Source organism: Xanthomonas sp. 3075, assembly GCF_014197275.1.
Lineage (GTDB): Bacteria > Pseudomonadota > Gammaproteobacteria > Xanthomonadales > Xanthomonadaceae > Xanthomonas > Xanthomonas campestris_B.
Genome location: NZ_JACIFI010000007.1, coordinates 116,993 through 140,668 on the forward strand (window position 1 = coordinate 116,993; position 23,676 = coordinate 140,668).

The window sequence follows — 23,676 nt, forward strand, 5'->3', positions numbered from 1 at the left end:
GCCCGCCACGCGGGGCTGATCGCACAGCCGCTATGATCGGCGTTTGATCCTGTTGGAGTTCACCATGCGTACGATCGGCTTCTGGCAGCGCACGCTCTGCGTGCTGATGCTTGCCTTGCCTGTTCTGGCCACCGCGCAGACCGCGCCGGTGACGGTGTTCGCGGCAGCAAGTTTGAAGGAGTCGATGGACGAGGCGGCATCTGCGTACGAAAAAGCGACCGGCACACCGGTGCGCGTGTCGTATGCCGCCAGTTCTGCGCTGGCGCGTCAGATCGAGCAAGGCGCTCCGGCTGACGTGTTCTTCTCGGCCGACCTGGAATGGATGGACTATCTGCAGCAGCGCGGCCTGGTCGTGCCCGCGCAGCGCTACAACCTGCTCGGCAATACGTTGGTCTTGATCGCACCGGCCAGCAGCAAGGCACGCGTGGATCCACGTCAGCCCGGCGCGATTGCCAAGGCGCTCGGCGACCGTGGCCGATTGGCGGTTGGGCAGACCAACAGCGTGCCGGCCGGCAAATATGCCGCTGCATCGTTGCGCACACTGGGCCAATGGGAGGGCTTACGTGATCGTCTCGCCGAGTCCGAAAGCGTGCGCGCCGCGTTGATGCTGGTATCGCGCGGCGAGGCGCCGCTGGGTATCGTGTACGGCTCGGACGCACGCGCCGAGCCCAAGGTGCGCGTGGTCGCCCCGTTTCCCGATGACAGTCACGAGGCAATCGTGTACCCGCTGGCCGCGCTGAAGAACAGCCGCAACCCGGGCACCGCCGCGTTCGTGCAGTGGCTGCGCAGCGCGCCGGCGCGGGCGATCTTCGCGCGCCGTGGTTTTTCGTTGAAGGATTGAGGCGCAGCGCTTGTCGATGTTCACCCCGCAAGAGCTGACCGCGATCGGCTTGAGTCTCAAGGTCGCCCTGGTCGCGGCGATCGCCAGCCTGCCGCCGGGCATCGCCTGCGGCTGGCTGCTGGCGCGGCGACGCTTTCCCGGCAAGGCGCTGCTGGACGCACTGCTGCATCTACCGCTGGTGATGCCGCCGGTGGTCACCGGTTATGCGTTGCTGGTGGTGCTGGGCACGCAGGGGCCGGTCGGCAGTTGGCTGCTGGAGCATGTCGGTGTGCAGTTCGCGTTCCGCTGGACCGGTGCCGCGCTGGCCTGCGCGGTGATGGGGTTTCCGTTGATGGTGCGTGCGATCCGCCTGTCCATCGAAGCGACCGATCGCCGCCTGGAAGCGGCCGCCGCCACGCTGGGCGCTGGCCCGTGGCGGGTGTTTTTCAGCATCACCTTGCCGCTGGCCTGGCCCGGCCTGGTGGCCGGCATGGTGCTGGCGTTCGCCAAGGCCCTGGGCGAATTCGGCGCAACCATCACCTTCGTATCCAACATCCCCGGCGAAACGCAGACCTTGTCGTCGGCCATCTACGGCCTGATGCAGGTGCCGGGCATGGAATCGGGCGTCTGGCGGCTGGCGGGGGTTGCATTGGCGATCTCGCTGGCGGCCTTGCTGCTATCGGAGTGGCTGGTGCGCCGGCCACTTCCACGCGAGGAGCAATAGCGATGCATTCGTTTTTCGAACAACGTGGGTTGGAGAGACAGGAGAGTCCGTCGGCGATGCCTTGCGCACTGTCTGATGCGTGGATACATCAAACAGCGCAACGTTGGCGCGCGCTCTGGCAGCCCCAGCCCGAACAGCCATGCGGATGCATGCCCGCTGCCATGCCATCGCCCGGGCGTCATGCATGAGGATTTTTCCCCGCCGACCTATCGTTACCGCATCCCGGCGCGGCGCACGCCACTCACGTAACGAACGCGTGCTCTGATGCTCGATCTCGACCTGCAGCTGCAACGCGGCAACTTCACACGGCATCTGCGTATCGAGGATGACGCACGCGTGGTGGCCTTGGTCGGCCCGTCCGGCGCGGGCAAGAGCACCGTTCTCAACGCGATTGCCGGGCTGGTGCGCCCGCAGGCCGGGCACATCCATATCGATGGGCGATGTCTGTTCGACAGCCAGCACGGCGTGAACCTGCCCACGCACAAGCGCAGGATCGGCTATGTGTTTCAGGATGCGCGGCTGTTCCCGCATCTGGATGTGCGACGCAACCTGCGTTACGGCCGGCATGCCCGTGGCGCTTCGCCCTTCGGCTTCGACGATGTGGTGGCACTGCTGGGCATTGCGCCGTTGCTGCAGCGCCGGCCGCGCAATCTTTCCGGCGGCGAAGCGCAACGCGTGGCGATCGGCCGTGCCCTGTTATCGCAGCCGGCAATCCTGCTGTTCGACGAGCCGTTGTCGGCGCTGGATCAGGCACGCCGTGAGGAATTGATCCCCTACCTGCAGCGCGTGCGCGACGAGATCCGTCTGCCGATGTTGTACGTCAGCCACAATCCCGACGAAGTGCAGCGCATCGCCGATAGCGTGCATGTGCTGGAGTGAGCGCGGCCGACGGAATGGTTTTGCGATGGCTGAAGGAATAATCGAGGATCGACGTTCAACACGCACCGCGCATCCGTGCACGAACCGCTCGCTTCGGCCGGTGATCGGCCGCGTCAAACTGTGCATGCTGCTGCACCCGCCTGGCGGCAGGCACCAAGCCGGCAACGCGCGCCTTGCTTGAAACAAGGCACATGGCGCGGCTGAAAAGACCTGGCCAGTGGCGGTCAGCTGGATGCGGACAGCGCGCTCGCGTGTGGCACATGGCACGTCCGAGCGCTTGCCACGTCCGTCCGCCACTGCACGCAGCGGCGTTGTTGGCCGCGCATCTCAACGCGCAACCTTGCCGGTGCGTACGCTGACCTTGCCTTGCCGCACCTCGAAGGTGAACGCGTACGAGAGCGTCACCGGCACCGGCTCTTCGCGGCTGGCGCCGCTGCAGTCGTCCGACGCCGCCGGTTGCGCCACACCGGGCGCGAACGTGCACATCGCGGCCGGCACGAACTCCCAATGCTGCACCGTGGTGCGCACCGCCTGCACCAGATCGGCATTGTCCGGCAGCAGACCGGCGGCGCATTCGTCGCGGTCGGACATGGGATCCACGCGCTGTACCGCGCCTTCGGCGCTCAGGATCACATGCGTGCACACGGTGGTTGGCGGCAAGCTCTGCCGTGGCGAGTCGGCCGGCAGCTCCGGGGCCTCGCTGTGCAGCGCGCGCGGCATCCGGAAGCGCTGGGTCGGCGCCAGCGTGTAGGACTGGATGGCGGCATCGCCATTACCTCCCGACTGCGCGCTCAACATGCGCTGGTCCACCGAATCTTCGCGCTGGCTGCGCTGCTGTTCCTGCACGGGTGGTGTTGCGCATGCGCCAAGCGACAGCGCGAGAAGTGCACCGCAGATCCGACCGACTCGCATCACAGCGTCTCCTGCTTCAAACAGCCTGATCCGGTGCAACCGGCGAGTCGGCCGGACTGTGCCGCATCCGATCGCGCGGTGGCGGCAGTGGCGGCGGTAGCCGGTCTCTCCGGCTCCGGCGCATCCATCGCAAACCTGACCGGCACGAGGACGCTGGATGCAACCGGCTTGCCGTGTGCAATCGCGGGCTTCAACCGCCATCGGCGCGCTGCGTCCAGCACCGCTTGATCGAACACGCCGGCCGGCGTGCTCTGCACAACGGCGATGCGCTGCGGTACGCCGCTTGGGTCGATATCGATCTGCAGTTCGACAAAGCCCTCGGTGCCAGCAGCCAACGCAGTTGCCGGATACGTGGGTGGCTGCAGCGTGGCGAAATCCAGCGCGTTGCCGGCTGCAGGCGCGGCGTGCGCGGGTGTCGCCACGCGTGCGGGCTGCGTGGCCCAGGTCGCCGTACTGAGTGTCGCAGCCAGCAGCAGCACCGACGCCACGCGCCAGCGCGCGCGCCTGGCATCGGCCACGGGGCCGCGCAATGCCGCGATCCGTTGCGTCAATGGATGCGACGCAGCCCAATGACAGCCCAGCGGCGTGCAACCGGGGCCAAGCTGGGTCTTGAGCATTGCGGTGGCATAGCTGCGTCGTTTGCCTGGGTGCTGCGCCAGCACGCCGGCATCGCAGGCCAGTTCCTGATCCAGCCGGAACGCGCGCCAGGCCAGATGCATCAGCGGGTTGAACCATCCGATGCAGAGCATCACCGCCGAAAGCAGATTGGCATGCAGATCGCCGCGACGCAGATGCAGCCGTTCATGCGCCAGAATCAAGGCACGCTCATCGGCGCTGTAGCGCACCTCGAAGTCGGCCGGCACCACGATGCGCGGGCGCCACAGTCCCAGCGACGCAGGCAGACCGACATCGTGCGCAGCCGCCCACAACCTGCCATCCAGCATCTGTAGCGGCCCCAGACTGCGCAGGAAGCGCTGTTGCCGCCACCACAACGCCACGGCCATCAAGACCGCGCCAACAAGCCACGCGGCTGCCAACCAGACACGCCACGCATCGCCTTCGCCACGCACGCTGGAAAGTGCCGGCATGGCAGCCAGTGTTGGCAACGTCAGCACCTTTGCGCTGGCGGGCGGGCCTGGCAGCAAGGCAGCCACCCACGCGAGCGGCACGCAGACCCAGATCGCATAGGCCGCGGTGGCACCCAGCCAGGCACGCAGTGGACGGCGCACCAGCAGGCACGCCAGCAACGCAGCCGTGATGTACAAGGTTGCGCGCAGCAACAGCACCGATGCATCAAGGTTCATCGTCCAACTCCTTGAGAAGCCGCTTCAATTCCGCGATGTCCGACGCGCTGAGTTGTCCGCGCTCGCTGAAGTGCGCCACCAGCGGCGCCACCCGCCCACCGAACAGGCGCTGCAGCAATCCTTCGCTCTGTTGCTGCACCCATTGCGCGCGCTCCAGCAGCGGCGAGTAGAGGTAGCGCCGCCCCTCTTTCACCGCGCAAATGGCGCCCTTGGCCAGCAGGCGGTTGAGCAGCGTCTTGACGGTGGGCTCGGCCCAGTCGCTGCGCGATGCCAACGCGGCCACCACGTCGTCGGCGCTGCGTGGCGCCGCCTCCCAGAGCACCTGCATCACCACTGCTTCGGCATCGCTGATCGGCATACGATTACACCCGTAATTTTTATCGATTACGCGCGTAATTTTATTGCTTGTCAAGTAGGCGCTTGGCTTGCTGGCGGCTGTTCCCGACGGCGGTGGTAGACGCCGGCAGATCGTGCGACCGATAGCGGGCCGACCTCACCCACTGCATCGTTACGGATCGCTGGAGATCGAGCTGCAGATGCCGGGCCATGGCGATGTCCTAGCCAGCATATGCAGACCACATTGCCTAGCCATCGGGCCAAGCAATGCCACCGCATGCGCGGTCTCGGTCAGCTGACCGGACTGCCCGCGAATCGCACACTGACGCGCAAACCGCCCAACGTAGGTGCTTCATCCAGCTGCACGTGCGCCGCATGTGCCACCGCAATGTCGTGCACGATCGAAAGACCCAGGCCGCTGCCTTCCACCCCGGTGCCCAGCTCTCGATGGAAGCGGTGGAAAACGCGTTCGCGCGCCGCGTCCGCAATGCCGGGGCCGGAATCTTCCACCACCAGCATCGGCGACGGTTCGGCGTGCGTGCTGACGCGGATGCGCCCACCCGGCGGGGTGTAGCGCACGGCGTTCTCCAACAGATTGCGCAGCAGCAGCGACAACGCGGTTTCATCGGCGATGACCAGCACCGGCTGCAGTGCCAGCTCCACGGTCTGCTGGCGCTGCAGCGCAACCGCCAGCACGTCTTCGGATTCGCTGCGCACCAACGTGTCCAGACTCACGCTGCGCCGTGGCAAGGCAGTCACCGCTTCGACCCGGCTCAAGGCAAGCAATTGCGCGACCATGCGTTCGATGCGCAGCACGTTGGCATCGAGTTGCTGTTGTGATTCGTCGCGCTCCTGCGCATCGGCGGCCAGGCGCAGATTGGCCGCATGCACCTTCAACGCCGCGATCGGCGTACGCAGTTCGTGTGCGGCATCGGCGATGAAGCGACGCTCGCGCTCCAAGCCGTCCTGCACACGGTCCATCAACCCGTTGACCGCGCGTACCAAGCCGTGGACTTCGCGTGGCATGTGCTGCGGCTGCAGCGGCTGTAGCCGCTTGGGGTCGCGTTCGCCGATCTCGTCGGAGACACGCACCAACGAACGCGTGGCCCAGTTCACCACGGCCCAGATCAACAGCGCCATCAACGGCAAGGCCATCAGCAGCGGAAACAAGGTTCCCAGCGCGATATCTTCGGCAAGCTCTTCGCGGATGTCGGCGCGCTCGGCCGATTGAAACCAGCGCCCACCCGGCGAGTGCAACGTAAAGGTGCGCCATTGCCCATCGGCCAGTTGCACGTCTGCATAGCCGGCGCGCAGCGGCGCCAATGGCTGCGCCGGCGCACTGTCCGAACGCAACACCAGCGCACCGGCAGCATTGCGCACCTGGAACGCCAGCTTGGTTTCGTAGGCGTGGCCATCCTTGAACGCCAGCGCTTCGCCGACGCCTTGCGCCTGCCCGTGCCATCCACGGATCACGATCGGCTCGCCTTGCGGCAGATCGTCCAAGGGTTCGTCCACCAACGACAGCAGCACGCGCGCCGATTGCACCAGACGCGCATCGAACATCTCACCGGCTTCCTGCAGGCCTGCGCGATAGCTGAAACCGGCCGCAGCCAGCATCAGCAACGACAACACGCCCAGCAAGGCGAGCAGCAACACGCGACGGATCGAATTCATTGCGGCGGCGGCACGGCGGCGGCCTGGGCGGCCAGTTCGTCGAGCGCGTAGCCGATACCGCGCACGGTGCGGATCAGCGCTGGCGACAGCTTGCGACGCAGCTGATACACGTGCACGTCCACCGCATTGCTGGCGACGTCTTCATCCCATCCGTACAGATGTTGCTGGATACGCTCGCGCCCGATCGGGCGGCCGCGTTGCTCCATCAGCAGCCACAGCAATGCGAACTCGCGCCGGGTCAGATCCAGATCGCGGCCATGCCAGCGCACCGACATGCCGGCCGGATCCAGCCGTAACGCACCCGCCTGCAACGCCGGTTGCGCACGTCCGGCGGCGCGGCGCAGCAATGCGCGCGTGCGCGCCAACAGTTCGTTGATGTCGAATGGCTTGCCCAGATAATCGTCGGCGCCCACATCCAGGCCGAGCGCGCGATCTGCGGCGCGCTCGCGTGCGCTGAGTACCAGGATCGGCGTGTCCAGCGCACGTGCGCGTGCGGTACGGATGACCTCGATGCCATCCATGCGCGGCAGCCCCAGATCCAGGATGACCAGATCCAGGGTGTCTTCCTGCAAGGCCATCAACGCACTGACGCCGTCATGCACCCAATCCACTGCATAGGCGGCACGCCGCAATGCGGTGCGGATGCCTTCGCCCAGTGAGAGATCGTCTTCGACCAGCAGAATGCGCATGTGGGCCAGTCTGTAAGCCTGCTCAATGCTTGGCAAGCTGCGCGCGCACTTCTGCCAGTTTGGCGGCCAGTTCCTTGCGGCGACCGGCATCGGCAAGTTGCCGGCCAGGCCGTGGCGGCGCGGCTGCGGCCTTTTCAAACGCTTGCTCCGCGCCCGCCCAATCCTTCTGGTCGCGCAGGAAATCGCCGACGAAATAATTGCTGTCCAGTCCGTCAGGATCGATCGCCAACCCCTGATAGAGGAAGCTGCGCGCCTTGGCGTCGTCGCCGAATCCGATCGGCCAACCGGGCACCTGGTAGTACAACGCGCCCAGGCTGGTGTAAGCCGCTCCATCGAGCGCGCGCGGTGCGCGCTTGATGGCCTGTTCGAAATCGGTGCGGGCGAGCTTGACCTGCGCCAATGCGCCCAGACCGCCTTTTTCACCTGCCAGGCTGGAACGCACGATGCCGTCCCAGATCAAGGCTTGGGGATCGTCCGGCAGGGCATGGCGCACCTGATCGGCCTGCTGTGCAAGGGCCTCCAGCGCCGCAACCCGCTGCGGTTTTGGCGTTTGATACGCGATCACCGCCCAGCGGTCCTGCAGCTGCGCCACCTGCGGCGACAGATCGGCTGCGCAAGCGGCACCGGCGATCAGGCATAACGCCAGCGCAGAGAAAACGCGCGATTTACGGCGACTGCGGTGCATGGGAAAGCTCCTGCGTGGTGACGCCGGTGGGCCGCGCGTGGCGGCGGATGGTGGAAAGCTGCTTGCGCAACGCGCGGTCGACCAGTTCCGGCAGCAGTCCGTTGAGCCGGGCAAACAGCTTTTCCGGCCAGCCCAGCTGCCGTCGCGTATCGCCACGTACGATCGATTGCAACAGCGCTGCGGCCACCGCATCGGCATGATCCACCGTCGTTCCCAGGTCTGCGTTGAGCGCATCGACCGCGGCCGGGTTGAATGCCGTGGCGGTGGCACGCGGCGACAGGTACTGAAAGCGCACGCAGGTGTCGGCATGCTCGCGCGCCAATGCTTCGAACAGACCGCGCAAGCCGAACTTGCTTGCGCTGTAGCCGGCAAACCCGGCAAACCCGATGCTGCCGAAGGTGGAGCCGACCGCCACTACCGACGCTTCCGGCTGACGCGACAACGCCGGCAACAGCGCCTGCACCAGCAGCATCGGCACGGTCAGATTCAGATGCACCATTGCGCTCAGCGCGGCCGGATTCTGATCCTGCAGCAATCCGAACTGGCTTTGCGCATGCGCAAGCACCAGCACCGAGGGTGCCGGGCGCATCTCGTGCGCACGCGCCAGCAACAACGCGCGGCCCGCCTCACTGGCCAGATCGGCCGCAACCGGAACGATGCGGCCGGGCGGATGCACGGCCGCCAGGCGCTGCAAGGTCTCGGCTGTACGCCCCACTGCAACGACCGTTGCGCCGGCGTCGATCAAGCTGGCGCAGAGCGCGCTGCCGATGCCGCCGGTGGCGCCGGTCAACACGACGCACTTGCCGTGGAGGTCCATCACGCCGCCTCCGCCAGACGCAAGCCGTCGCTGCGCAGGGTGCGAAACAGATCGCCGTACAGCACGTAGAAACGCTTGGCCGCATGCACCACCGCCTGCTGGTCGAGCGGGTCGTCGAGCCGGTTCATCAGTGTTTCAAAAAAGCCGGCGTGCTCGATATCCAGATCGCCGTGCGACAACAGGTAACTGAAGGCATTGCGCGGCAGTTCCAGCGACTGCGCGATGCTGTTGGCCGCACGCGTGGCCAGCGCCACGCTGGTGCCTTCCAGCACCAGCACCATGCCGAAGAAACCGACCGGGTTGCCGCGCTGGATGGTGTCGTACGCGTAGCTGACCAACAATTCGGTGGCCAGTGACGGCCCGGCCAACACGGTCGCGTCGCGCGCCTGCCCGCACGCCACCAGATCGTCCAGGATCCATTCCTGGTGACCCATCTCTTCCTCGATGTATTCGCCGATGGCTTCGCGCAGCCATTCCAGCCGCGCCGGCAGCCGCGCGCCGCAGGCCATCAGCAACGGCACGGTATGCCGCACGTGGTGATAGGCCTGGCCGAGAAACGCGATGTAATCGTCGCCGGCGATATTGCCGGTCAGCGCCGCCTGGATGATCGGCACTTGGGTCATGCGCTCGCGTTCGACCTGGGTCTGCGCCAGGAGGGATGTGTAAAACGTCATCGAGAAATTCCTTGAGAGACGACAGTGGCCGGCGACCGATAACTGCGATCGACTGCGGATTGGTAGCGCGCGAGGATCGCGTCGCGGCGGGGGCGCCCGTTGGCCGTGAGCAGGCCCTGGTGTGCGCTGAACGGTGCATCGGCGCGCACGAAGCGCGCCACCCGTGCGTAATCGGGCAGACCGGCATTGACCTCGGCCAACGCCTTGGCGATGGCCGCGTCGTCGCTGTCGGGCCGGCGCGGCCACAGCACCGCCACGTTGTCGGCCTGCGCCTCGCCCCACACCACCGCCTGCGCAAGCAGTGGATGTTGCAGCAATTCGCTTTCCACCCATTCGGGCGACACGTTGCGGCCGAAGGCGGTGATGAACACATGCTTGCGGCGCCCGGTGATGTGCACGAAACCGTCGCGGTCCACATACCCCAGATCGCCGGTACGTACAGGCCCCGGCGGCAGCGTTTCTTCGCCCAGATAACCGAGTGCGCGCACGCCATCGACCTGAATTTCGCCATCGACGATCTGCACCCGCGCATGCGCCAGCGCCTGACCGACACTGCCGGCGCGCACTGCATCCGGCCGATTGAGGCAGACCACCGAGCCGCATTCGGTCAGGCCGTACCCTTCGAACACCGGCAAACCCAATGCACCCGCCCGCGCCAGCAGACTGGGGCCGATATGCCCGCCGCCCACCGCGATGTAGCGCAACGATGCCGGCAACGCCACGCCTTGCTCGGCAGCGCTGACCAGGGCGAGCAACAACTGCGGCACCAGGATCACGCTCTCCGGTTGATACCGCTGCAGGCAGTGCAGCAGGGTGGGCACATCCAGCCCACTGGCGCCGGTGTAGCCGATCTGCGCCAGCGACGGCAGCGCCACCTGCGCACCGGACAACAAGGTGGCGTACAGCCCGGCGACGTTTTCCAGCAAGGTGGACAAGGGCATCAGGCACAGATGCCGGCGCGGCGCGATCGCGGCCGATGCCTCCACCAGCGAGCCGGCCACCGTGAGCAAGCTGTCGGCCGACAGGCAAACGCCCTTGGGCCGCCCGGTGGTGCCGGAGGTGTAGGTGATGCAGGCGGTGCCGCCGGGCAATGGAGGCAGCGGACCGATCGCTTCGACCCGCCATGCGCGTAAGGTCTCGCGCCCAAGCGTCGACAGCGTGCCGCTGGTGCCGGCCGGCGCGGCGGCGGCAGCTTCGGTCACCACGCACTGCGCGCCGCTGGAGGTCACTGCGTGCAGCACCTGCGCATCGGAGAAGAACGTCGGCAAGGGCACGTGCACCGCATCGATCAGGCGTAGCGCCAGATCCAGCATCAACCAGTCCGGACCGTTATCCAGGCGACTGGCAACCCGCGTCAGCCCTGCCGCCTGCAAGCGCATCGCCAATTGTGCGATCGCATCGGCCGCTGTCTGCGCATCCAGGCTGCCTGTCGAGGTCAGCACCCGTGGCGCATGCCCATGCAGGTTGCCGATCAGCTGTGCAAAGCCGGCGCTCATGCGCCTACTCCCATCTGGCAGGGCATCGCCTCGAAGCCATAGCGTGCCACCTGCGGATGCAGCGCCTGGCGTTCCAGCAGAAACGCATGGCCGGCGGCAACGTCACCACACAGCACCTGCGGTTGGGTCGCGTAGTAGCTGCCCCAGTCGGTTCCGTCATCGCCCACGCGTGATTGCAGCGCCGGCGCCAGCGCCACCGGCTGCAGTTGCAATCGATCGAAGGTGTTGCGCAAGCCGCGCGTGGCGGTGAACAACACCCAGCGCACGCCGGCGTGATGCAGCGCACGGGTCATCTGCGGAATCAGCGCGCGTGCGCTGCCGGAGCTGATCGCGGCGAAATTGCCCACCTCTGCCAGACCCGAGCGTGCCACCGGTGCCGCCATGCGGGTCGCCAGCGCCGACTCGGCGGGCACGTCCAGATACTGCTCCACGAATAGGTCGCCAGTGCTGCCGAGCCGCATTCCCACCACGGCCATCAGCGCACCGTCGGCATCGCGGTAGGCAAGCAATTGCGGAAGGAAGCTGCGCAGCTGCGCGCCGTAGCGGCGCAGGTAGACCGCAGCGATGAACGATTCCACCTCCTGGCGTTGTGCATGCCCAGCCTCGACCACGCTGGCACTGGCAAATCCATGGTGGGACCACAAACGAGAGGGCGTGGTTGAGCTGATCATGCAGCGCATGCTGAGCGCGCTCGATTAAGTCACCATGAGCCGACTGTTATGTAGTTGTAATTTCTAACGAAGCAATGCGTTGCCCGCTGTCGGGCGCCGCCTGACAGGTGTCGGCACCTCCACCACAGCCGTTTCGGCTACGCTCTGACGCATGAATCGACATGCAACTGATCTGAGCACGGCGCTCGCGCACATCCTGCATCATATCGACGGTCCCTTGCGGGTAGGCGCGCCCCTGGGCATCGGCAAACCGCACCGGCTGTTGAACGCACTCTACGCGCAGCTCAAGGACACGCCATCGCGGCCATTGGCGATCTACACCGCGCTGTCGCTCAATCCGCCCAAGCCGGGCGCCGGTCTTGAAGCGCGCTTTGCTGCACCATTTGTCGCACGCCATTTCGGGGAAGACTTCCCACGTCTTGCCTATGTCGATGCCATGCTGCGCGACGCACTGCCGGCGCATGTGCAGGTGGAAGAGTTCTACATGCAATCCGGTGGCCTGCTGCGCTCCACTCAAGCGCAGGCCAACTACACCAGTCTCAACTACACCCATGCCGCTGCGGCCGTGGCGCAACGCGCACCGAATCTGATCGTGCAGAAAGTGGCACGCGAACCCGGTGGTACGCGGCTGTCGTTATCGTGCAACAACGACATCACCCAGGACACCCTGGATGCGGTGCAGGCACTCGGCTTGCCGCGCCCCATGCTGGTGGCCGAAGTCGACCCGCAACTGCCGTGGATCGGCGGAACCGCTGCAGTGGATGCCACGTTCTTCGACCTGGTCATCGACCTGCCCGGCCCGTCGCCGCGGCTGTTCGGCTTGCCTCGGCAAGCGGTGAACAGCGTCGATTACGCGATCGGCTTGTATGCCAGCACGCTGGTGCGCGACGGCGGCACCTTGCAGATCGGCATCGGGACCTTGGCCGATGCATTGAGCCATGCACTGGTGCTGCGGCATACCGACAACGCAACCTATCGGCGCGTGCTGCACGCACTGGACCCGGCGCTGGAACAACATCCTGCAGTGCGTACCAGCGGTGGCCTGGAGCCGTTCGCGATCGGCCTGTACGGCTGCAGCGAGATGCTCAACGAAGGCTTCAAGCAACTGGTCAGCAGTGGCGTGATCCGCCGCAAGGTGCACGACGATCCGGCGCTGATGCAACGCATCGCCGATGGCAGCGCCGACGCAGACGATCATGCGCGGCTGGCACGCGAAGGCGAGTTTCTGCATGGCGCGTTCTATCTCGGCTCACCCGACTTCTACCAATGGCTCCGCGACCTGGATGCGGACACACGCGATGCCATCGGCATGCGCCGCATCAGCGAGATCAATCAGCTCTACGGCGGCAATGAGGCATTGGAGCGTTTGCAGCGCCGCGACGCACGCTTCTTCAACTCCTGCATGATGGCGACCGCACTCGGCGCTGCGGTGTCCGATGGGCTGGAAGATGGCCGCGTGGTCTCCGGCGTCGGTGGCCAGTACAACTTCGTGGCGATGGCGCATGCCTTGCCGCAGGCGCGTAGCACGCTGATGCTGCGCGCCACCCGCGATACCGGCGCAGATGCAGCCAGCAATGTGCGCTGGAACTATGGGCACACCACCATCCCCCGCCATCTGCGCGATCTGTACATCACCGAGTACGGCATTGCCGATCTACGCCACAAGACCGATCAGGACTGCGTGCTGGAGATGGCCGGCATCTGCGATGCGCGCTTCCAGCAGGCTCTGCTCACGCAGGCCAGGCAGTCGCGCAAACTGCGTGAGGCACCGGCACTGCCCGCGCGTGCCCAGCGCAACACGCCTCAGGCACTGGAGCAGGCACTGGCGCCATTTCGCCGCGATGGCAGCCTGCCCGATTATCCGCTTGGCAGCGACTTCACCGACGTCGAGCAACGTCTGCTGCGCGCACTGACATGGCTCAAAACCGCCACCGCGACCAACGGCGCCAAATTGACGACGCTGGTGCGCGCGATAGGATCGCGCGGCATCGGCCACGCCGACGACGCTGCCTGTCTGCAACGCATGGCATTGGACACACCGCAGACTGTTGGCGAGCGCATCCAGGCACGCTTGCTGGCCTATGCATTGCGCCAAACAACGCCGCAATGAAACTATCCATGTATTGATGGAACACAGTCCGTTGTACGCATTGGAGCAATTGACGCACGACGGCAACATTGTGGAAAGGTTTGCGTCAAGCTGAGCCCGGATGATGACGACCACCTTGTTTCCTGGCGTCACCGCATGCGTTTTTTCCCGGTTTTTCCCGCGTCTTATTCAGGCATTCACCGCAAAGCGAAGTCATCACGCGCGAAGCGAAGCAAGTTGGCGCAAATTGCATTGTTCGGTGTCTCGATCACGACCACGCTCGCGCTGTCTGCCGCGCCGCGCCTCACCGACCTGCAGTACATCGGTAGTCACAACAGCTACCACGCCGGCTTCGCGCCCAGCGAAGCCACGCTGCTGAAACAGCTGAATCCTGCGTTGTTCGCGGCGCTGGATTACCGCCACCCGTCGCTGACGCAGCAACTGGACGATGGCGTCAGGCAACTGGAACTGGATGTATTCGCCGATGCGCACGGTGGCCGCTACGCACACCCGGCGCTTGCTGCGCAGATTGCCAAGGCCGGGCTGCCGCCCGCACCACCCAGCGCACCGGCCGGCGTGATGGACAAGCCTGGCTTCAAGGTCATGCACGTGCAGGACGTGGACCAGCGCAGCAACTGCCAGCCGCTGATCGCCTGCCTGCAGCAAGTGCGCAGCTGGTCCAGGCAGCATCCCGGGCATGTGCCGATCTTCATCCTGCTGGAAACCAAGCAGGCGCCGGTGCAGCTGGACTTTCCCACCGTGCAGCCCGAGCCGTTCGACGCAAAGACCATGGATGCGCTGGATGCCGAACTCCGCTCGGTGTTCCAAGCTGGCGAATACGTCAGCCCCGACCAGGTCCGTGGCAACGCGCGCACGCTCAATGCAGCAGTGCGCGCGCAGGGCTGGCCGTCGTTGGCCGACACGCGCGGCAAGGTGGTGTTTCTGCTCGACCAACGTACGGCCGGCGCGAGCTACCTGCCGGGGCATCCATCGCTGCGTGGCCGTGTCTGTTTCACCAATGCCGAGCCTGGGCAAGACGATGCCGCATTTACCGAACTCAACGATGGTCCTGCCGACAAGATCACGCAGCTGGTGAAAGCCGGCTATCTGGTGCGCACGCGGACCGACGCAGACCTGAAGGAAGCGCTGCAGCACGACACCACCCGCCGCGACAGCATGCTGGCCAGTGGCGCGCAGTTGCTCAGCACCGACTTCCCCGCACATGAGCCGGCCAGCAACGGTTACGTGGTGCGCATGGACGGCGATGCGGTGGCGCGCTGCGCTCCGCAGCTGCCGCCTGCGCATTGCAAGGGCGTCGATCTGCGTCACTGATCGGCGCCGCTTGCGTCGACGCAATACCGCATCCCCGCACACACAGACCTGTCGCAATGGAAGGCGTCGGCGCTGCACGCCTGCGCCCGCGTCACGGGGCAGGCGCCCCCTTTCATTCACGCGAGTCCATAGCATGCACACTCCACGCACCCTCCATCGTCTGAGCTGCGCCATCGCACTGGCGCTATCCGCGCCGGTGTTCGCCGAGACGCCGGAACTGAGCACCACCACGTTGGATTCGGTCAACGTGCAGGCCAAACACGCCGCCGCACCCGGCTCGCTCAACGAACAGCGCCTGTCCAGCAGCGTCAACAGCGTGATGAGCAAGCAGCAGATCGACGCCATCCCCTCCGGCGGCATCGCCGATGTCGTGGCGCACATGCCAGGCCTGTCGTCGTACAGCGACATGCATCTGGGCCAGGCCACCACCGGCGAGAACGCCTACGTCAGCATCCGTGGCATGGACGCCAGCTACAACGCGTACAGGCTCAACGGCTTCGGCATGCCGGAAACCGATTCATCCACGCGCGCGATCTCGTTGAACATGCTGGCGCCGTTCGGCATCCAGTCGGTGCAGGTGTCCAAATCGCCCACACCCGACATGCCCGGCGACGCGATCGGCGGCGCGATCGACATGCGCACACCCAACGCGTTCGATTTCGGCCAGGATTTCTACGCCAAGAGCACCGCGCAAGGTCAGTTCAATGCACTGGCCTCGCACCTGGGCGGCAAGGACACCGGTGGCACCTTCCAGCAGGAACTCGCCTGGAAATTCGGCGACAATTACGCCTTCGGGCTTTATGCATCGGCCTATTACGGCAAGAACAACAACATGGCACAGGCGCCGGCACCCAACAGCAAGTACCTGCCGGCCGACCCTGCATTGGCCAGCGCAACCGACCTGCGTGATGTCGGCCCGTTGATCAACACCCGCTACAAATACAGCCTGTACACCAGCCAGATCGAACGCTATGGCGCCAATCTCTCGCTCGACTGGCAAGGCGACAACAGTGCGCTGTTTGCCCGCGCCATCTACGGCAGCTACGGGGTCACAGGCCAACAGGATCAGTCCAGCGCGCGCCTGGAAACCTATCTCAACCAACCCACTGCCGTGCGTGGCGGTTACTTCAACACCCATGATATCGACGAGAAGCTGGCGACCTTGCAGCTGGGCGGTCAGACCACGCTGGATCGCTTGCGCTTCGACTACGGCACCTCGGTGGGTCGCGGCACGCGCAGCCGGCCGGATTATGTGTCGGCGAGCCTGTATGGCTTTACCCCGGGCAGCTTCGCCTTCGACCTCAGCGACCCGACCTACCCCAGCATCGGCCCCAGCTCGGCGGCGTTGAAGGACTTCTTCTACAACCTGGATTCGTCGCTGCTGTGGAAGGTGCAAGGCCATGATGCCGGCAGTCACGACAACCGCATCAACGCGCACACCGATATCACCTACCAGGTCGATGGCGATGTACTGGACAGCGTCAAGCTGGGCCTGTCTGCCGACCACTCTGACCGCGGCGCCTACGATCACCCGTTCTTCCACAAGGACGGCAACTTCGTCAGCAACGGGCCTTACTTTGGCGGCCCCAACTACGCATTCCCCACTGCTGGCGGACCGCCGCTGAGCGCCATTCCGGGCCGCCTCACCTATCACGCGTTCGATGGTCACTACGCGGGTCCGTTCAAATTGCTGGACCGCGACTGGATGCTTGCGCAAGCCTTGCCCTATAGATACATCGACGACCCCAAGGGCGCGGGCGTCTATACCGCCAACGACTACAACGCCAACACCACCTCCAGCACCGAGGCGATCTATTCGGGCTACGCGATGGCCGCGCTGCACTTCGGCCAGGTGAGCGTGCTACCTGGCGTGCGTTACGAATTGACCCGCTATTCGGCCGATTCCTGGCAATCCAGCGGAGACGGCGCCAGCGGCAGTTTCGTCGGCACCGGCAGCACCTACGGGCAGGTCCTGCCCGGCATCAGCATCAACTATCGACCCGACGATCTCACCGTCTACCGCGCCTCGCTGCGCCGCAGTTTCAGCCGTCCGGCCTTCGGACTGATTTCCGGCGAGACGGTGTACTCCATCGACGACACCCAACGCGTGGTCGGCATTTCCAAACCCAACCCCGATCTGCATCCGAGCAAGGCCGACAACGCCGATCTGTCGGCCGAGTTCTACGATCACAACGGCGGCGTGCTCAGCGCCTCGACCTACTACAAGCGCATCACCGGTTTCATCTACACCTCGCAATCGGCAACCAGCAACGACAACACGCTTGGTGGACTGGTGCCGACCGGCACTACCTTCGAAAACGGCGTGCCGGTGACCATGCCGCAGAACGGCGGCACCGCCACGCTTTACGGGCTGGAACTGGCAGCGAGCAAACGTCTGCAGGATTTGCCGGGCATCTGGAGCAATTTCGGCGTCACTGCAAACCTCACGCTGCAGCACAGCGAAGCGGACAGCAAACGTGCCGATCAACCGGAAAAGACCTGGTTGCCGCGCGCCCCGGAGCGCATCTACAACCTGGACCTGTTCTACGACGACAGCCACCTGCGCGCAGACCTGAGCTACAACTACACCGGCCTGCAATTGCTGGGGCTGACCACCGACCGGCTCAATTACTACCTGCAGCCGGTCAAGTCGCTGGATTTCAACGCCACCTATCACCTGCCGCACCACATCGATGTAGGCGTGTCGGCAAAGAACCTGCTCAATGCCGCCACGTTCTACGAAACCCAGGGCAGATCCAAACGCTACATGGCCTACGACAACGGCGCCGATGGCGCGTATGTGCAGACCGGACGGGTGTACATGCTGACGTTGGGCTACACCTACTGACGACAAACCCTGCGCGATACGCGGCGACGTGGGTGCTCACGCACGTCGCTGCCGATGCCATCGGCCGATCGTCTGCGCATCACGCAGGCGACCGGTTCCGGTCGATGCTGCCGGATCGCACACGCCAGCCTGCGCGCCCCGCCACGTGCAACGTGACGGTTGCATCCGCAGCGGCGCAAGACCACATCCCCTCCTCGTCGGCCAGTGGCCGCATCGATATCCCACCCTCAGTCAGTCAGGGTGCAGCCATTTCACGCAGCAAGCGCAGCCCGCTCGGGCAAGGTGCGCCCATGCATCCATCGGATCTGCTCATGCCCCCACGCCCTTACGCTCGCCTCTGCCTGCTCGCCCTAGCCCTGGGCACGTCGCTCTGCGCGTCGGCACAGGCGCCACAACCGCCCGCCACTGCTGCGCCTGCCGCTGCGCCCGCTGCGGGTGCCGTAGCAACCGGCCCGCGTTCGGACCTGCACGCACAGGTGCTGCTGGACCGTGCACATTTTTCGCCGGGGCAGATCGATGGCGAACGTGGCTCCAACCAGAAGCGCGCCGTGTCCGGCTTCCAGGCCGCACACGCGATCAAGGTGAGCGGCGAGCTGGATGACGCCACCTGGCAGGCCTTGCAGGCCGATACCACGCCCGCGCTGGTGCAATACACGCTCACCGCTGCCGATGTCGCCGGACCGTTCCTGCCAATTCCCAAGGGCCCGGCCGAACAGGCCAAGCTACCCTCGCTCGGCTACACCTCGGTGGACGAGGCCCTGGGTGAGCGCTTCCATGCCGCCCCCGAACTATTGCGCCACCTCAACCCCGGTGTGGATTTGAGCAAGGCCGGCAGCGTCATCCAGGTCCCCAACATCGATGGCGTGCCGGCGCTGGCCAAGCCGGCCAAGCTGGTGATCGATAAATCCGACTCGACGCTGCGGCTGTTCGATGCCGACGGCAAGGTGTATGCGCAATTTCCGGTATCGTCCGGCAGCAAGCACGATCCGCTGCCGATCGGCCACTGGAAGATCCAGGGCATCTCGCGCGATCCGGTGTTCAAGTACAACCCCAAACTGTTCTGGGACGCGAAGAAAGGCGATCAGAAAGCCACCTTGCCCTCCGGCCCGAACAATCCGGTCGGCCGCGTCTGGATCGACCTCTCCAAGCCACACTACGGCCTGCACGGCACGCCGGAACCCGGCCATGTCGGCAAGACCGAATCGCATGGGTGCGTGCGCCTGACCAACTGGGATGTGGTCAACCTGGCCAGTGTGGTTGGTCCCTCGGTGCCGGTGGTGATGCAGGAGTAAGCATGAAGCTGCTGTTGACCTTGATGCTGGGGCTATTGATCGGTGCCGCTGGCTATTGGTGGCTGGAACGTGGCGCGCCGGATGCGGCGGTGTCGCCGTCGCCGTCTCCCACGCCCACGCCCACGTCAACGGCGACAGCCGAACGCGCAGCAGCCGATGCGGCTGCGGCGGCGGCGGCGTTGCCAGCGGCCTCTCCAACATTGGGTACGTCCGCGCCAGCGCTTGCCGCATCGCCTGCGCCAACAGCGCCGGTAGAGCAAGCACCTGCGCCCACGACCTCGACTGCGACTGCGACTGCGCCGCAACCCACAGGCAGCGGATTGCTCATTCCGGTGCAAGGCATCGGTCCCGACCAACTGCAGGACACCTTTACCGACGCACGCAGCGAAGGCCGCGTCCACGACGCCATCGACATCCTCGCCCCCACCGGCACACCGGTGCTTGCGGTTGCAGATGGCACGGTGGAAAAACTGTTCGACAGCGAGCGCGGCGGCCTGACCGTGTATCAGTTCGAGCCAAGCGGCACGTATTGCTACTACTACGCCCACTTGCAGCGCTATGCAGACGGCCTGACGGAAAAGCAATCCATCAAGCGTGGCCAGGTCATCGGCTACGTGGGCAGTACCGGCAACGCCGACCCTGGCGCACCGCATCTGCATTTCGAGATCCATCGTCTCGGCCCGGAGAAGCAATGGTGGAAGGGCGAAGCGTTGAATCCCTATCCCGTCCTGCATGGCGATCAGACGCTGCAGTGATGCACTGACGGATTGATGCACACAAGGGGCCGACGGCACGACGGAAACGGCTTATTCGTTTGGTATATGCCGATTCCGGGCACCGGCAGCGCGCCTGCCGGCTAAAGGCTGGAGTTGTTGCCCGCTCTCAGATCAACATTCCGCCCGACACTTCGATGCGCTGGGCGTTGATCCAGCCGGTACCCGGCGCAAGCAGCGCCGCCACCACGGGCCCGATATCGTCCGGCACTCCTGGCCGGCCCAACGCAGTGACCGACGCCACCATCGCATTGACCTGCGCGTTGTCGCGCACGCTGCCGCCATTGAAGTCGGTTTCGATGGCACCCGGTGCCAGGGTATTGGCACGGATACCGCGTGCACCCAGCTCCTTGGCCAGATAGCGGGTGAACACTTCCACTCCGCCCTTCATCATCGCGTAGGCCGACGAGCCGGGCAGCGCGAAACGTGCAAGACCACCGGACACGTTGAGGATGCGCCCACTATCGGCAATCAGCGGCAACAGTGCCTGGGTCAGCGATCTGGCCCACCACGATCTTGTGCATTACGCGCCGACGCTGGGCCAGCAGGCGTCGGGCCTTGAATATGACGACGGGCATGCTTATCAACTGCAGCCGATGCGCGGCCCGGTAACGGTGAACAACGGCGATGCGTATCTGGCCGCTGCGTTGGCCGGCCTGGGCATCATCCAGGCACCGGCCAGCCCGCTGCGTGCGTATCTAGACAGCGGCGCCTTGATCGAAGTGCTTGCCGATCTCGCACCGGAACCGATCCCTGTCACCCTGCTCTACGCGCAACGCCGCCATCTGCCGCAGCGTGCGCGTGCGTTCATGGACTGGGTCGCAGAGGTGATGCCGCCGCATGTGCAACCGATGTTGCCTTGAGCTGCTGCGGATTCGGATACAGAGCTTTTAGATTTTTCGATCGCGTGATGAAACGCAAGCGTCAGCAATGCAGCGCTATATGACTGCCTGGTTGCCACGGCATCTGCGGCGTCCTTTCGCGCTAGGACGCTTACGCTTTGCGCAACCTGCAGACGCCAACTTCGCCCAGGAAACAACCGCACTCCTTCCAGCAAGAGACGGCTGTTTCTGTTGATGCCAGCCGCACAAAAAAAACACGGGCACCTTTTGCAAGGTGCCCGTGCAATCTCACGGCACTACGTCAAGCACACACGTTATGCCAGCAGTCGTCCGCGATCAGAACGTGTAATTGAAGGTCAGCATGCCGTTTCGTGATGCGCCCCAGGCGTCATAGCCCGCATTGATCTGCGAGTAGTAGCGCTTGTCGAGCAGGTTATCCAGATTCAGCTGCACCGAGAACTGCGGCGAGAGCCTGTAGCGTGCGAACGCACTGACCAAGGCATAGGCATCCTGTTGCAAGGTGCCGTAGGCCGAATCCACGTAGTAAATGCGGTTCTGCCAATTGACGCCACCGCCAACAGTCAGGTCACTCCACGTCCCCTGCGGGGTGTAGCTATTGAACAGCTTGATGGTGGTACGCGGCAGCTGCTTGTTGATCGAGGTGTCGTTGGCATCGCGTGCGGTGTAGTGCGAAGCGCCGAAGGTGGTGTTCCAGCCCTCAACAAGGCGGCCCGACACTTCAAAATCGAAGCCTTCGCTGATGGTGCCGCGCGCCGCGAAGTAGGCTTGTTCGCCGTTAGGCAGCAAGACACTGGTAGGCTGTGCAACGTTGTCCTGTTCGATACGGAAGATCGCCAGCGATGCATTTAATTTGTCGTCGAACCACGCTGCCTTGACACCGGCCTCGTAGCTCCTGCCATCGATCGGATCCAGAAACGTGCTATTGCGACTACGCAGGCTCTGCGGCTGAAAAATTTCGGTGTAGCTGACATAGGTCGACCAAGTGTCGTCGATGTCGTAGATCAGACCGGCGTACGGCACGGTCACCGTGTGAGAGCGGTCAGCGCCCTCCCCTTCACTCTGCCAATCGGTGTAACGCGTGCCCGCAATCAATGTCAGCGGGTCGGCCAGCGACAAGCGCACCGCCGCATAACCTGCCTTCTGGGTAATAGTGCCGCCACTTGGAAAGACCTCCGTAGTACTCCAATCAGGCTGCGGATAGCTACCGTTCCATGCCCGATAGTCGGGAATGGTTTGGTACACGAGTGGATCGAGTGAAACGACAGGAAAGTTCGACCGGCCCAAGTTCACATACTCCCTGCGGTTATAGCTTAGGCCGCCCATGAACTGGTGTTCGCGTCCGAATGCCTGGAATGCGCCTTCGACGTAGGTATCTGCGCCATCAACCTTGCGCTTGGTTTCGTAGTGGCCCGAATAAGGTATGACGCCACCTCCGGTCTGACGGTCGAAGCCATAAATCGTATAGAACGGGTAGAACAGCGTGTTTGCGGCAGACGTTTCTTCGTGGCTGACGTTCGCCTTGAGCGTCCAGTCGTTCTCGAAGGCGTGCTCCAGGCTAGCAAACGTGCGCTCCATGCGCGTGTCCCAATAGGTCCAATCGGCCGCCGGGTTGAACGAATTCGGGAAGTTGGTGCGCGTACCGTCGCTGTACACCGGCGGGAAACCACCCCAGGTAACGTCGTCGGCTTCTTTCTTCTGATACTCGTAGCCCACGCTCAGCAGCGTGCTGTCGGTGAGATCGGCATCGATGATCGCCGAGCCGATCTTCTTGCGCATGCTGTAGCGGTCCATCTCCGACTCGCCATCCTGATATACGCCCACCACGCGTGCGCGCACATTGCCGCTGGACGTCAGTGGCACGGTGACATCGACCACGTTGCGGGTCTTGTTGAAATCGCCACCGCCCACCGACACCGTGCCGGTGAAATCACGGCTCAGCGCATGCTTGCGCACCAGGTTGATCGAGGCCGACGGATTGCCCGAGCCGGTCAGCAAGCCGGTCGCACCACGCACCACTTCCACGCGTTCGTACAGCGCCACGTCCAGCGCCGAGTCGCCGTAGCTCCAGGCCTGATCCATGTAGGCCGGAATACCGTCGAACTGGTAATTGTCGATGTAGAAGCCGCGCGCGTAAAACTCCACACGCTCGCTGTCGCTGGGCACCGACGACACGCCGGTGACGTTGTTGAGCACGTCGCCGATGCTCTGCATGTTCTGGTCGTCCATGCGCTCGCGTGTGACCACCGTGACCGACTGCGGAATCTCCCGCAGCGACAGGTCCATGCGCGTGCCGGCGGTGGTCTTTTCCACCGTATAGCCGTTGGCCTGTTCAGCCTGCACGTTGAGCCGGTCCAGCGTGGTGACCTCGGCATCGGCGGCGGCAACAGGCGCCTCGGCCAGCACCTGGCCGGCGGCCATCGTGCACAGCGCAGCCAACAGCGCGCGCGGCAAGACATGGCGACGCGCGCCCACAGAAGCAAGACGCAATTCGGTACTACGGGTCATCGGGGACTCCAACGCAAACGGATCAGACCACGCGCTGCGAAGAGGCGGCGCCGGCAACAAGGGGGAACGTGTGCCTTACCACCGGCAACGCACCATCTTAATGGGAATGATTCACATTTTAAACAGGAGGATTTACAAATTTTTAGCGCCCGTTCAACCCAAGCGAACGCTACAGACATGCCGATGCGTGCTGCCAGCAGACGCACCGGGTCGGAGGCACGCGCCACCCAAAGGATCAGCCCGGTTTAACCGCGCCCCTGCAATGCCGGGCGCTCCCATCGCCCGCTCCGCCG

The 23,676-nt window shown here is 64.7% G+C and carries 19 protein-coding genes and 2 pseudogenes; 9 read left to right on the plus strand and 12 right to left on the minus strand.

What is annotated here, in order from left to right; translation table 11 throughout:
• The first annotated feature begins 64 nt into the window (after window positions 1-64).
• The 3 genes from modA to modC all read left to right on the plus strand — a co-directional run bounded on the left by modA (window position 65) and on the right by modC (window position 2,423).
• Window positions 65-841, plus strand: a complete 777-nt coding sequence (gene modA / locus GGR62_RS08735; RefSeq protein ID WP_184407519.1) for a molybdate ABC transporter substrate-binding protein — start codon at window positions 65-67, stop codon at window positions 839-841.
• A gap of 16 nt (window positions 842-857) precedes the next feature.
• The gene (modB, locus tag GGR62_RS08740) at window positions 858-1,544 is read left to right on the plus strand and encodes a molybdate ABC transporter permease subunit (protein WP_184407520.1); all 687 of its coding nucleotides are present in this window, start codon (window positions 858-860) and stop codon (window positions 1,542-1,544) included.
• 264 nt (window positions 1,545-1,808) lie between these two features.
• Window positions 1,809-2,423 carry a molybdenum ABC transporter ATP-binding protein gene (gene modC, locus GGR62_RS08745; RefSeq protein ID WP_184407521.1) on the plus strand — a complete coding sequence of 205 codons (615 nt, stop codon included), beginning with the start codon at window positions 1,809-1,811 and terminating at the stop codon, window positions 2,421-2,423.
• A 327-nt stretch (window positions 2,424-2,750) separates the two neighbouring features.
• Here modC and GGR62_RS08750 read toward each other — a convergent pair whose 3' ends face one another.
• The 10 genes from GGR62_RS08750 to GGR62_RS08795 form a co-directional block, all read right to left on the minus strand.
• Window positions 2,751-3,335: a hypothetical protein gene (locus tag GGR62_RS08750; RefSeq protein ID WP_184407522.1), complete on the minus strand. Its 585-nt coding sequence runs from the start codon at window positions 3,333-3,335 to the stop codon at window positions 2,751-2,753.
• On the minus strand, window positions 3,335-4,639 hold the full coding sequence (locus GGR62_RS08755; protein ID WP_184407523.1) for a TonB family protein: 1,305 nt from the start codon (window positions 4,637-4,639) through the stop codon (window positions 3,335-3,337). The genes GGR62_RS08750 and GGR62_RS08755 overlap by 1 nt, the downstream gene beginning before the upstream one ends.
• Window positions 4,629-4,997, minus strand: coding sequence for a BlaI/MecI/CopY family transcriptional regulator (locus GGR62_RS08760; RefSeq protein ID WP_184407524.1), 369 nt, complete (start codon window positions 4,995-4,997; stop codon window positions 4,629-4,631). The genes GGR62_RS08755 and GGR62_RS08760 overlap by 11 nt, the downstream gene beginning before the upstream one ends.
• A 269-nt stretch (window positions 4,998-5,266) precedes the next feature.
• Window positions 5,267-6,628, minus strand: coding sequence for an ATP-binding protein (locus tag GGR62_RS08765; protein ID WP_184407612.1), 1,362 nt, complete (start codon window positions 6,626-6,628; stop codon window positions 5,267-5,269).
• 17 nt (window positions 6,629-6,645) lie between these two features.
• Window positions 6,646-7,338: a response regulator transcription factor gene (locus tag GGR62_RS08770; RefSeq protein ID WP_184407525.1), complete on the minus strand. Its 693-nt coding sequence runs from the start codon at window positions 7,336-7,338 to the stop codon at window positions 6,646-6,648.
• 22 nt (window positions 7,339-7,360) lie between these two features.
• A complete protein-coding gene (locus GGR62_RS08775) occupies window positions 7,361-8,023 on the minus strand; it encodes a hypothetical protein (RefSeq protein WP_184407526.1) in 663 nt (220 codons plus the stop codon).
• Window positions 8,004-8,840 carry an SDR family oxidoreductase gene (locus tag GGR62_RS08780; RefSeq protein ID WP_184407613.1) on the minus strand — a complete coding sequence of 279 codons (837 nt, stop codon included), beginning with the start codon at window positions 8,838-8,840 and terminating at the stop codon, window positions 8,004-8,006. The genes GGR62_RS08775 and GGR62_RS08780 overlap by 20 nt, the downstream gene beginning before the upstream one ends.
• Window positions 8,840-9,514, minus strand: a complete 675-nt coding sequence (locus GGR62_RS08785; protein WP_184407527.1) for an iron-containing redox enzyme family protein — start codon at window positions 9,512-9,514, stop codon at window positions 8,840-8,842. The genes GGR62_RS08780 and GGR62_RS08785 overlap by 1 nt, the downstream gene beginning before the upstream one ends.
• A complete protein-coding gene (locus GGR62_RS08790; protein ID WP_184407528.1) occupies window positions 9,511-11,010 on the minus strand; it encodes an AMP-binding protein in 1,500 nt (499 codons plus the stop codon). Before GGR62_RS08790 ends, GGR62_RS08785 begins: the two co-directional genes overlap by 4 nt.
• Window positions 11,007-11,654, minus strand: coding sequence for a thermostable hemolysin (locus GGR62_RS08795; protein WP_184407614.1), 648 nt, complete (start codon window positions 11,652-11,654; stop codon window positions 11,007-11,009). Before GGR62_RS08795 ends, GGR62_RS08790 begins: the two co-directional genes overlap by 4 nt.
• Window positions 11,655-11,832: 178 nt before the next feature.
• Between GGR62_RS08795 and GGR62_RS08800 the strand changes: the two genes are divergently transcribed.
• The 5 genes from GGR62_RS08800 (at window position 11,833) to GGR62_RS08820 (ending at window position 19,997) form a co-directional block, all read left to right on the plus strand.
• A complete protein-coding gene (locus GGR62_RS08800) occupies window positions 11,833-13,791 on the plus strand; it encodes an acetyl-CoA hydrolase/transferase C-terminal domain-containing protein (protein ID WP_184407529.1) in 1,959 nt (652 codons plus the stop codon).
• 135 nt (window positions 13,792-13,926) lie between these two features.
• A complete protein-coding gene (locus GGR62_RS08805; protein WP_184407530.1) occupies window positions 13,927-15,102 on the plus strand; it encodes a phosphatidylinositol-specific phospholipase C1-like protein in 1,176 nt (391 codons plus the stop codon).
• Between the two features lie 133 nt (window positions 15,103-15,235).
• The gene (locus GGR62_RS08810; protein WP_184407531.1) at window positions 15,236-17,950 is read left to right on the plus strand and encodes a TonB-dependent receptor; all 2,715 of its coding nucleotides are present in this window, start codon (window positions 15,236-15,238) and stop codon (window positions 17,948-17,950) included.
• Between the two features lie 311 nt (window positions 17,951-18,261).
• Window positions 18,262-19,242: a L,D-transpeptidase gene (locus tag GGR62_RS08815; protein WP_184407532.1), complete on the plus strand. Its 981-nt coding sequence runs from the start codon at window positions 18,262-18,264 to the stop codon at window positions 19,240-19,242.
• A gap of 2 nt (window positions 19,243-19,244) precedes the next feature.
• The gene (locus GGR62_RS08820; RefSeq protein ID WP_184407533.1) at window positions 19,245-19,997 is read left to right on the plus strand and encodes a M23 family metallopeptidase; all 753 of its coding nucleotides are present in this window, start codon (window positions 19,245-19,247) and stop codon (window positions 19,995-19,997) included.
• 127 nt (window positions 19,998-20,124) lie between these two features.
• On the opposite strand, the pseudogene GGR62_RS08825 reads toward GGR62_RS08820, so the two are convergent.
• Window positions 20,125-20,511: pseudogene (locus GGR62_RS08825) on the minus strand (SDR family oxidoreductase); the annotation flags it as partial.
• On the opposite strand from GGR62_RS08825, the pseudogene GGR62_RS08830 reads away from it, so the two are divergent.
• Window positions 20,507-20,878, plus strand: a pseudogene (locus GGR62_RS08830) (LysR substrate-binding domain-containing protein); the annotation flags it as partial. The pseudogenes GGR62_RS08825 and GGR62_RS08830 sit on opposite strands and share 5 nt — an antisense overlap.
• Window positions 20,879-21,193: 315 nt before the next feature.
• Here GGR62_RS08830 and fhuE read toward each other — a convergent pair.
• Window positions 21,194-23,383 (minus strand): ferric-rhodotorulic acid/ferric-coprogen receptor FhuE, encoded by a 2,190-nt coding sequence (gene fhuE / locus GGR62_RS08835; protein ID WP_184407534.1) that lies wholly within the window; start codon window positions 23,381-23,383, stop codon window positions 21,194-21,196.
• Window positions 23,384-23,676: the final 293 nt, after the last annotated feature.